Annotated in this window: 3 protein-coding genes; all 3 read left to right on the top strand. The window is 32.4% G+C overall.

The annotated features are described in order from the left end of the window. Positions 1–133 precede the first annotated feature (133 nt). The 3 genes from Q361_RS13045 to Q361_RS13055 all read left to right on the top strand — a co-directional run bounded on the left by Q361_RS13045 (position 134) and on the right by Q361_RS13055 (position 3,805). The gene (locus Q361_RS13045) at positions 134–1,363 is read left to right on the top strand and encodes a PD-(D/E)XK nuclease family protein (RefSeq protein ID WP_103727167.1); all 1,230 of its coding nucleotides are present in this window, start codon (positions 134–136) and stop codon (positions 1,361–1,363) included. A gap of 170 nt (positions 1,364–1,533) precedes the next feature. Further along, positions 1,534–2,802: an HAD family hydrolase gene (locus Q361_RS13050; protein WP_103727168.1), complete on the top strand. Its 1,269-nt coding sequence runs from the start codon at positions 1,534–1,536 to the stop codon at positions 2,800–2,802. Between the two features lies 1 nt (position 2,803). Then, a complete protein-coding gene (locus tag Q361_RS13055; RefSeq protein WP_103727169.1) occupies positions 2,804–3,805 on the top strand; it encodes a DNA-processing protein DprA in 1,002 nt (333 codons plus the stop codon). Positions 3,806–4,505: the final 700 nt, after the last annotated feature.

A 4,505-nucleotide genomic window follows, 5' to 3' on the forward strand; every position in this document is an offset into this window, starting at 1 on the left:
TCATTTTATTTTAAATTGAAGTCTGTTTTTCACGAAAATGTTTATCTTTAGCAGAAATTTAGCCGTTCGCTGGCTTCGCTTCTGCGTCAAGCCGCAAAACGTTGTGTGCAAGCTTTTGAAAAACCGAACGTAAATGATTGAAAATAAATTTATTGAGATATTTAAATTAAACAATTCATATCAGAATTGGAAAAAATCGAATGTGAAAACAAAGCTTTCACATTCGATAAATTTGTTGGATAAATTTTCTGTCGTTTACGATAATGAAATTAATAAATTACCTTATAGACTTAATTTACTTGATGACTTATCAACAAATGAAAATGCTCATAGCAAGTTTTTAATCAGACTATTACAACATCAACCAGCTTTAATAAACTTTCTAACATTCATAAATAATAAAAGCGAAAACTTCACATTTGATGTTAGCATCGTAAAAAAACCAATTCTTACTTATGAAAAATTAAGAATTGATGGTCTCATCAAAGAAAATAATAAATATGCAATTATTATCGAAAACAAAATACATAATGCAGTTGAACAAGAACATCAAATTGGTAGATATATTAATAAATGTAAATCAATAGGATTTAGCGTTGAACAAATTTTTGTTATTTATTTAACTAGAACTGAAAAAGACGGTCATTCAGAACAAACTTGGGGAACTGATTATTCATTAGCCAATTTTAATAAACGATATTCAAAATTATCGTATAAATCAAAAATTCTTCCTTGGCTGGAAAGTTATTTGGTTACATTATCACCAAAAGAAGAATTAATTAAAAGTGCAGTTGTACAATACATAGATCATTTAAAACATTTTTTTAATAAAAAAGAAATATACTCAAAGATGAACACAGAACTACAAAATTTTTTAACAGCAGAATTAAATCTAAATACTGATAATGCAGAAAATATAGAAGTTGTTGAAAGAAAAATAAACGAAATTAGCAACTTAAAAGAGCAACTTGAAGAATTAGCAAGAGTTTCAAAGAAGAAGTTATTTGAAGATTGGAAAAAGAATTTGGATGAACGTTTTGAATTTAATGAAAAAGAAAAGTTTAATCAATCAAAAGATTCTTTTATCAAAACTGGTGTCATACTGGAATATAAAGGTAAAAAATTTTCTGTCTTAATTGAACATAATTACAAAGCAACTTATTTCGGATTTGGAAGACATTTTGCAAGTGAAAAATTTGAACCAGAAATAAAAGAGTTTTTAGAAACAATTATCGAAAGTGAAAATTTGAAAGTTGAAGAACCTTGGTGGTATGGTTGGAAATATACTTCATTTAATGATGGATATTTAGAATTAGAAAATTTAATACAAATTGTTAAAGAGAAAATTAGTACTTCGAAGTAAGCCTGCACACAACAGCGGTTTCAAGAAATGGCGAGGCACGGAATTTATCAGAAATTGGAAAGGTTTTTAATTAAAAGTTTTGTTTATATTTGTGAAGGCTTGGTCTTGGTTCATCGCCACTTCTTGAAGCCGCGAGACGTTAGTGGCAAGCTTAAAAAACGACAGACCGAATGATATTACTCATAGACCTTGATGGGACATTAACGGACACGGCACATGATAAATTCAAACCGTATAAAGACGGACTTGAAGAAACCGACCTTTCTAAAATTCCGCTAATTCCCGGAGCAAAAGAGTTCATAAACAAACTTCAATCAGACGGTCACAAGCCTGTTATCATTTCAGACAGCCACCCAAAATATGTAAACAAAATCGCCAACGACATTTTCAAAATTCTTGCATTGAGTTTAGCGGACAAACCCAATCCGACCAAAACAGCAAATTATTTGCAGACAGCTTTGAACGGAGAAGCGTCCAAAGAAAATACAATTGTAATTGGCGACACTTGGCTTGACATTGAAATGGGCAGAGCCTTAAATTTTCCGACCGTTCTTACAAATTTTTACACCGCAACAAGCGAAGAAAACAGAGACGGAATTGGTCAAGACTGGAAACACTTAAAAAGTGGGGCAACATATTTTGTAAACAAATTTGAAGAAATACACGATATTCTGCTTAACCCTTTACAAAATCTATTAGCCGTAGAAGGTATTTTTCAAAGCAAGGACACAACTAAAGCAGTTCGTTTCAAAACAACAAAATATTCTGAAAGATTTATTGCATACAGAACACTTGGAAGACAACAAGCTGGAGAATGCGATAAGTTTGCGGTTGCAGACAAATACTTTGAATTTCAGCGAGCCGACCGAACTCAAGAAACATTGCAAAAACTCGGCAAAGCAACTTCCAACTTTCTGTCTTTTGTTCAGCAAAGTATGCCAAATGTCAGTTGGGACTTTTTCACTTTTGTATCAGATAAAAAAACAACTCAACCACCAAACAAACTATCAGAGTTGTTTGATTTAGTTGAAACAACAATCCCAAAGCAAAAATTTATCCTTTGGACTGATGAAATTGAAGGAAGCATTAGAAACCAAAAGGATTACAAAAGCAGAAAAGAATTTGTTGATAAACACATTTTCCTTTCAAACGACACAGACCTACAAGGCAAAAACATAATTATACTTGACGACCAATTCACAACTGGCGGAACAGCATATTCAATTTGCGGAAAGTTCATAGAAAAAGGCGTAAAGAATATCATTTTCGTAACTTTGTTTTATCTTATCACAACAGTTGAAAGCGAAAGAGTTTGTCCTCATTGTGGAACAAAACTGCAAGTGAAAGTTAACAGAAATAAAGGAACACGTTTTTTATCTTGTGTTCCTCAAAAATTTGGTGGTAAAGGGTGCGGTAATTTTATAGAGAACATAGTTTAAAATGAAGGACAATAATAAAATAATAGGAATAATTGCACTGTCTGAATTAAAAGGCATCGGTCCTGCTTTTGTAAAAAAGGTGGTTTCAAAAAACACGTTTGAAACCACTAACACAATTCAAGAAATTAAAGAAATCATCACAGCCAATAACAAACAGTTTGATGATGACATAATTTATGAAGCGGTAGAAAATGCCAAAGACATTTTTTTTAAATGCAAAGAAGAAGGCATTACAATAATAGAATTCACAAGCGAAGACTATCCAGTTCTTCTAAAAGAAATTAAAGACCCACCATCTGTTATTTATTGCAAAGGCAATCTTGATTTACTTTACAATAAGACAGTTTGCATCATTGGAACAAGAGAACCGAATGAAAATGCTGTAAAAATTTCAGAAAGAATTGGTTCTTTTTATTCAAATACAAATTGGGCAATCTGCAACGGACTTGCGGAAGGAGTTGATAATTTTTCTATAAAATCAAACGACAAAATTCATAATAAAGTTATTGGCATTTTAGCAGGCGGACTAAATTATAACACTAAAAAAACACTACTGAAAAAGACTGCTGAAAACGCTGAAAAGACTATTGAAAGTGGCGGACTTTTAATTTCAGAAATGCCACCAGACAAAAAAGAAGACACATTCACGGTTGTAAAATCTTGCAGAATTCAAGCAGGATTATCAAACGGACTAATTTTAATTCAAAGTTCGTTGGACGGTGGTTCACGTTTTACGACAAAATCATTTTGCGAAACTCAAAGACCAATTGCAGTTATCAATCCAGTTCAGTCAGACATCGACCTGCCAACATATAACGCAAACAAAGAAATTATTCTTAACAGCAAAAAAGGACTTTCTAAATTCACAGAATTAAAGGAAGACAAAATACAGACTTCAAAAATATTTGTAATCAAATCAAAAGACGACTACACAGAATTTGAAAATTTAATGACTAACAGACCAAAAAATATTGAACAATCAAACACGACATTATTCGGTTGACAGAAGAAAGCCAGCCACTAACAGCGGTTTGGCAAAAGTGGCGGTTCAGTGCTCCGCAGACATATTTGTGGTTAATCAAAGTTTGGTTCTCCGCATCAACATTTGTGGTAAAATCGCCACCTTCGCCAAGCCGCAAACCGTTGTGTGCCATACTTCCGACGAAATTCAGAAGTGAAACATTTTAGTTTGAATAACTGTTTGAATTTTAAGACTTGACGAAATGTCCACTTTTGTGAATTTTTAGGAAACTAACGGCTGAATTTTATCTGAAATCGAGTAAAGTTTGGTTCAAGTTTAGCGGACATTTAGTAAAGTCTAACGGTTGAAAATAGAAAACAAAACCTGAAAAATCTCAACTTAAAAACTCATCGGAAATATGACACAAAACAGCTACGTGAAATCTGAAACTAAACGGAAGAAAATCTGAAAAAAGGTTCGAAAGACGGAAAAATTTCTAAAAATAATCTGACATTTAGCACGTCACACAACAGCGGTTTGGCGCAATAGCTCATTTTATTTTAAATTGAAGTCTGTTTTTCACGAAAATGTTTATCTTTAGCAGAAAATAAATCGTTCGTTGGCTTCGCTTCTGCGTCAAGCCACAAAACGTTGGCAGTAATATTAAAATCCCGTAATCAGAATGACATTTTCTAAATTAATGACTCTTATTTTTCTTTTAATATTTGCGGAAAATTATTCG

It is taken from the genome of Flavobacterium croceum DSM 17960, from assembly GCF_002917885.1.
Taxonomy (GTDB): Bacteria; Bacteroidota; Bacteroidia; order Flavobacteriales; family Flavobacteriaceae; genus Flavobacterium; species Flavobacterium croceum.

What these genes read in the sequence shown, in the direction of transcription:
- Q361_RS13045 (WP_103727167.1), top strand. Translation starts at nt 134, where the DNA reads ATGATTGAAAATAAATTTATTGAGATATTTAAATTAAACAATTCATAT.
- Q361_RS13055 (WP_103727169.1), top strand. Translation starts at nt 2,804, where the DNA reads ATGAAGGACAATAATAAAATAATAGGAATAATTGCACTGTCTGAATTA.
- Q361_RS13050 (WP_103727168.1), top strand. Translation starts at nt 1,534, where the DNA reads ATGATATTACTCATAGACCTTGATGGGACATTAACGGACACGGCACAT.